The sequence below is a fragment of the Pseudomonas sp. GD03862 genome (assembly GCF_029840855.1).
GTDB lineage: Bacteria > Pseudomonadota > Gammaproteobacteria > Pseudomonadales > Pseudomonadaceae > Aquipseudomonas > Aquipseudomonas alloputida.
On sequence record NZ_JAOCDI010000089.1, the window covers coordinates 1 to 6,005 of the forward strand.

A 6,005-nucleotide genomic window follows, 5' to 3' on the forward strand; every position below is an offset into this window, starting at 1 on the left:
CCGCTCCAACAAACTCGACGCCCCGGCCTGCACAAACTTCGGGCTGTCCTCAATCACCTCCACGGCCTCCAGCTGCTCCACCTGCCACCCCGCAAACCCCTGTCTCAGCTCTTCATCCCTGACCGAAAACGGCGGCCCGGCCAACAACGACTGGTCATACTCCAGCGTCACCACCAACCCACCGCAATTCGCCGGCAGCAAACCCGACAACAGCTGTATATACAGCGCACGCATCTGCACCGGCAGCGCAATCACCGCCGCCCGGTCATACAGCCCCACGCAGTCAGCCACATCCTCTGCCCGCAAGGCAAAGAAGTCGCCACACCACAGCTGTACATCTCCACTGCGCCAAACCTCGAATGCGCCCTGCTGCCGCACCTCGGCCTCAAGCCCGTGCTCACGGAAAAAGTCCTCCACCGCCCGCCGCGACAGCTCCACACCCAATACACGATGGCCCTGCCCTGCCAGCCAGGCCAAGTCCAGGCTCTTGCCGCACAACGGCACCAGCACGCGGCTGCCGGGCGCCAACTGCAACTGTGGCCAATACGTCTGCAGATAGGGGTTCACCTGCGCCTGGTGAAAGCCGATCTGGTTGTCGGCCCACCGCTGCTGCCAGAACGCTGGTTCCATGATTACTCCCGATTTTTAGATGATTTGTCGGTAAAACTTGGTTTGGATTTCGATCTGTAGTTAATCGATGATGGTTGCATCTTAACCTTCAGGACCCCGCCATGCTGCCCAGCCTGTTCATTTCCCATGGTTCCCCCATGCTTGCCCTGCAACCCGGCGCCAGCGGGCCGGCACTGTCCGGGTTGGCCAACGCGCTGCCCCGGCCGAAAGCGATCGTGGTGGTGTCGGCACACTGGGAAAGCCGCGAGCTGCTGGTCACCGGCAACGCACAGCCCGAAACCTGGCATGACTTCTACGGCTTCCCACCGGCCCTGTATGCGGTGCAGTACCCGGCGCCGGGCGAGCCCGGGCTTGCTGGCCAGGTCAGTGAGCGGTTGAAGGCTGCGGGGTTACCCGCGCGGCTGGATATGCAACGCCCATTCGACCATGGCGCCTGGGTGCCGCTGTCGCTGATGTACCCGGATGCGCGCATTCCCGTGGTGCAGGTTTCACTGCCCATCCACATGGGGCCGGCGCTGCAGCTGAAGGTGGGCCAGGCACTGGCGGGGTTGCGTGCGGAGGATGTACTGCTGATAGGTTCGGGCAGCATTACCCACAACCTGGGTGAGCTGGACTGGCATGCAGGGCCGGATGTGATCGAGCCGTGGGCGCTGGCGTTCAGGGATTGGGTGGTAGACCGGTTGCAGGAGGATGACCAGGCGGCGCTGCTGGATTACCGGCAGCAGGCGCCGTTTGCGGTGCGCAACCATCCCAGTGATGAGCATTTGCTGCCGCTGTTCTTTGCCCTCGGGGCCGGGAGCAAGTTCGGCGTGGTGCATCAGGGGTTTACCCTGGGCGCGCTGGGGATGGACATCTATCGGTTCGACTGAAGGGCCTCTTCGCGGGCAAGCCCGCTCCTACAGGTACTGAAATCTGTGGGGTACCTGTAGGAGCGGGCTTGCCCGCGAAAGGGCCGGTACTGGCAAAAAAAATCCCCGACCTAAGCCGGGGATTTTTTCGTTACGCCAGGATCAATCCTCGCGGTAGCGACGCAGCTTCAGCTGCTTGCCAGCCACGCGGGTGTCCTTGAGCTTGGACAGCAGCTTCTCGAGGCCGTCTTCCGGCAGCTCGACCAGGCTGAAGCTGTCGCGCACCTGGATGCGGCCGATAGCGTCACGCGCCAGGCCACCTTCGTTGAGGATCGCACCCAGCAGGTTCTTGGCAGCGATGCCATCACGGGCACCCAGGGCGGTACGGCAACGCACGCGGCCTTCTGCCAACGGCAGCGGTGCACGGCGCTCACGGTCACCACGGTCAGGACGCTCGCCACGCTCACCGCGCTCGGTACGCTCACCACGCGGGGCGAAGCTCGGCACCAGCGGCTGCTCACGCTCTACCGCCGCCAGGTCCAGCGCTTGGCCATTGGTGGCCTTGCGCAGCAGGGCCGAAGCCAGGGCACGCGCGCTGCAACCCAGGTCGGTGGTCAGGCGGTCGAACAGCTCGCCGTGGGTGGCCTCTGCTTCGGCTACCAGCGGCGCCAGGCTCGAGGTCAGCTTCTTGATGCGGGCATCCAGCACGGCCTGGGCATTCGGCAGGCGCGCTTCGGCAACCTTCTGCCCGGTAACACGCTCGATCACCTGCAGCATGCGGCGCTCACGCGGGGTAACCAGCAACAGTGCACGGCCATCGCGACCGGCACGGCCAGTACGGCCGATACGGTGTACGTAGGACTCCGGGTCGTACGGCATGTCAACGTTGAACACGTGAGTGATGCGCGGTACGTCCAGGCCACGGGCAGCGACGTCGGTGGCGACGACGATGTCCAGGCGGCCATCCTTGAGCGAGTCGATCACGCGCTCACGCTGGTTCTGGGCGATATCGCCGTTCAGTGCAGCAGCCTTGTAGCCTTTGGCTTCCAGCGCGGCGGCCAGGTCCAGGGTGGCTTGCTTGGTACGCACGAAGGCGATCAGCGCATCGAACTCTTCCACTTCCAGCAGACGCAGCACAGCCGGGATCTTCTGGTCCGCGTGGACCATCAGGTGGGCCTGCTCGATTGCGGTAACGGTCTGGGTCTTGGTCTGGATCTTGACGTGCTTGGGTTCACGCAGGTGACGCTCGGCGATCGAACGGATCGACGACGGCAGGGTAGCGGAGAACAGTACGGTCTGACGGGTAGCCGGGATTGCGTCGAAGATCACTTCGAGGTCGTCCATGAAGCCCAGCTTCAGCATCTCGTCGGCTTCGTCCAGTACCAGGTACTGTACGGTCGACAAGACTTTTTCGTCACGACGCAGGTGGTCGCACAGACGGCCCGGGGTGGCCACGACGATTTGCGCGCCGTTGCGGATCGCACGCAGCTGTGGGCCCATCGGGGCACCACCGTAGACGGCGACAACGTTCACGCCCGGCATCTGCTTGGCGTAGGTTTCGAAAGCGGTAGCAACTTGCAGCGCCAACTCACGGGTTGGCGCCAGGATCAGGGCTTGCGGTTCGCGCTTGCTCACATCGATCTTGTTCAGGATCGGCAGGGCGAAGGCAGCGGTTTTGCCGGTGCCAGTCTGCGCCTGGCCGATCATGTCGTGACCGGCGAGGATGATCGGGATCGATTGTTGCTGAATGGCGGACGGCTCTTCGTAGCCGGTAGCCACAACGGCAGCAACAATGTTCGGGTTAAGATCGAGAGCGGCGAAGCCGCCGGTTTCCTGGGTCATGGGTCTGCCTCTAGGTGCATCCGCAAAGACCCATGCTCCAAAGCTGCACATGCCTTGAAAGACCGTCAGGTCACCCAGGCAGCTTTGGCGGCGGGGATTTGCGAAAACGATTGAAAAAGAAAACTTGGGAAGGTCCGCCTAGCGGACGCGCAGCCGAAGCTGGACTCGGAGGATTTGCACCACCTGATTTTGAGGTCCGCTAAAAGACCGGCGCGTACTATACCTGAAATAGTCGCGTACGTGAGGAAAATTTTCATGGAGGCAGGGCCAGTATCGGGCTATCGCGCACGACAGGCTGAATCGATAATCCCCTGAAGCCTTACGCGCTCGGTGTCGGCGCGCGTCCGCCATTCAGGTAGCCGGCCGAATCTCGCGGATCAGTCCGTCGAGGCTGTACCCCAAACGCGGCGCCAGCGCCTCGGCCCGGGCTCTCAAACCGTCCAGGTCCAGCGACTGCTCCAGGTCTGCCGGCACCAGCAGAATCACATTGCCCTCCTTCACAGGCAGTTCCCAATAATGCCGGTGGTACAACCCCCGCAGCAACGCCGCGCCCAGCGGCCTGCCATCATCGGTGGCCCACTGGTTGATCACCAGCCAGCCGCCCGGGTTCAGGTGCTGCTGGCAGTTCTCCAGGAAGTTCCACGCCAGGTGCCCGACCCCAGGACCATGGTCGGTGTACAAGTCAACGAACAGCAGGTCGGCCTTCTCTGCCGTGGGCAGCAGCTCCAGGGCATCGCCGATGCGCACATACAGCCGCGGGTCGTCATCCAGGCCCAGGTAATCCATGGCCAGGCGCGGCACATCCGGGCGCAGCTCAATGGCCTCGATGTCCTCCAGCGGCAGGAACTTCATGCAGGCCTGGGTCAGCGTGCCGGCGCCCAGGCCCAGAAACAGTGCGCTCTCCGGCGATTCGTGGCACAGCGCCCCCACCAGCATGGCGCGGGTGTAGTCGTACTCCAGCCAGCTGGGGTCGGCGGTGAACACGCAGCTTTGCTCGATCGCATCGCCGAATTCCAGAAAGCGGTAGTCGTCTACTTCGTACACGCTGATGACGCCAAACGCATCTTCCACGCGTGCCAGCAGCCGCTCTTGCCGTTCCGCCGTCATGTCCACCACCCACCTGCGCAAAAACGCGCATTGTCCGCCAACACCCTTGATGCAACAAGCGCAGCGCCAACTGTTACCATGGCTCATAGCCTACAACCGACAAGACCGAGCCCAAGATGAACCAACCGTGGAGCCCCGACAGCTGGCGCGCCCTGCCGATCCAGCAGCAACCGACCTACCCCGATGCCGCGCACCTGCTGAAGGTTGAACAGACCCTGGCCAGCTACCCGCCGCTGGTGTTCGCGGGTGAGGCGCGCGAGCTGCGCCGGCAGTTCGCCGAGGTCACCGAAGGCCGTGCCTTCCTGCTTCAGGGCGGCGATTGCGCCGAGAGCTTCGCCGAGTTCTCGGCTGCAAAAATCCGCGACACCTTCAAGGTGTTGCTGCAAATGGCCATTGTCATGACCTTTGCCGCCGGCTGCCCGGTGGTGAAAGTGGGGCGTATGGCCGGGCAGTTCGCCAAACCGCGCTCATCTGGCGATGAAACCATCGGCGACGTCACCCTCCCCGCCTACCGTGGCGACATCGTCAACGGCATCGGTTTCGACGCCAAAAGCCGCATTCCGGACCCGGAGCGGCTGCTGCAGGCCTACCACCAGGCCACCGCCAGCCTCAACTTGCTGCGTGCGTTCGCCCAGGGCGGGTTTGCCGACCTGCATCAGGTGCACAAGTGGAACCTGGACTTCATCGCCAACTCGGCGCTGGCCGACAAGTACCACCAGTTGGCCAATCGCATCGATGAAACCCTGGCGTTCATGCGTGCCTGTGGCCTGGACAGTGCGCCGCAACTGCGCGAAACCAGCTTCTTTACGGCTCACGAAGCGCTGCTGCTGAACTATGAAGAAGCCTTCGTGCGCCAGGACAGCCTGACTGGCGACTACTACGACTGCTCGGCGCACATGCTGTGGATTGGCGACCGCACCCGCCAGCTCGATGGGGCTCATGTGGAGTTCCTGCGTGGCGTGCACAACCCGATTGGGGTAAAGGTTGGCCCGAGCATGAACCCCGAAGAGCTGATCCGCCTGATCGACACGCTCAACCCGGCGAACGACCCGGGGCGTTTGAACCTGATCGTGCGCATGGGCGCGGGCAAGGTTGGCGACCACTTGCCGGGGCTGATCCGCACTGTCGAGCGCGAGGGGCGCAAGGTGCTGTGGAGTTCCGATCCGATGCACGGCAACACCATCAAGGCCAGCAGCGGTTACAAGACCCGCGATTTTGCGCAGATTCTGGATGAGGTGAAGCAGTTCTTCCAGGTACACCAGGCCGAGGGCAGCCATGCCGGCGGTATCCATATCGAGATGACTGGGCAGAACGTCACCGAATGCATCGGCGGTGCCCGGCCGATCACCGAGGATGCGTTGTCTGACCGGTATCACACCCATTGTGATCCGCGGATGAATGCTGATCAGTCGCTGGAGTTGGCATTCCTGATTGCCGAAACCCTCAAGCAAGTGCGGCGCTGAGCGCTTTTCGCTTTTCGCTTTTGATCTTGCTTCTAAGCGCGCGGTAGTCCAGGCGACGCAGATTGCGACTTCAGGAGGCCGAGTGGAGGCCTTGCGGAGGGAGATGACGGGCATG

The 6,005-nt window shown here is 63.1% G+C and carries 4 protein-coding genes and 1 pseudogene; 2 read left to right on the forward strand and 3 right to left on the reverse strand.

Features of this window, described 5'->3' with window-relative positions; translation table 11 throughout:
• A partial coding sequence (locus N5D53_RS27340; RefSeq protein WP_279841120.1) for a thiopurine S-methyltransferase occupies positions 1–630 on the reverse strand: 630 nt, incomplete at its 3' end.
• Positions 631–731: 101 nt separating this feature from the next.
• Between N5D53_RS27340 and N5D53_RS27345 the strand changes: the two genes are divergently transcribed.
• On the forward strand, positions 732–1,499 hold the full coding sequence (locus N5D53_RS27345; protein WP_190870085.1) for a class III extradiol ring-cleavage dioxygenase: 768 nt from the start codon (positions 732–734) through the stop codon (positions 1,497–1,499).
• Between the two features lie 141 nt (positions 1,500–1,640).
• Here the strand turns inward: N5D53_RS27345 and N5D53_RS27350 are convergent.
• Positions 1,641–3,354: pseudogene (locus N5D53_RS27350) on the reverse strand (DEAD/DEAH box helicase).
• Between the two features lie 317 nt (positions 3,355–3,671).
• On the reverse strand, positions 3,672–4,427 hold the full coding sequence (locus N5D53_RS27355) for a hypothetical protein (RefSeq protein WP_010952896.1): 756 nt from the start codon (positions 4,425–4,427) through the stop codon (positions 3,672–3,674).
• 116 nt (positions 4,428–4,543) lie between these two features.
• Here N5D53_RS27355 and N5D53_RS27360 point away from each other — a divergent pair, with 116 nt between their 5' ends.
• Complete coding sequence (locus N5D53_RS27360; RefSeq protein ID WP_010952895.1) at positions 4,544–5,890, forward strand: 3-deoxy-7-phosphoheptulonate synthase class II; 1,347 nt, start codon at positions 4,544–4,546, stop codon at positions 5,888–5,890.
• Positions 5,891–6,005 lie beyond the last annotated feature (115 nt).

What these genes read in the sequence shown, in the direction of transcription:
- N5D53_RS27345 (WP_190870085.1), top strand. Translation starts at nt 732, where the DNA reads ATGCTGCCCAGCCTGTTCATTTCCCATGGTTCCCCCATGCTTGCCCTG.
- N5D53_RS27355 (WP_010952896.1), bottom strand. Translation starts at nt 4,427, where the DNA reads ATGACGGCGGAACGGCAAGAGCGGCTGCTGGCACGCGTGGAAGATGCG.
- N5D53_RS27360 (WP_010952895.1), top strand. Translation starts at nt 4,544, where the DNA reads ATGAACCAACCGTGGAGCCCCGACAGCTGGCGCGCCCTGCCGATCCAG.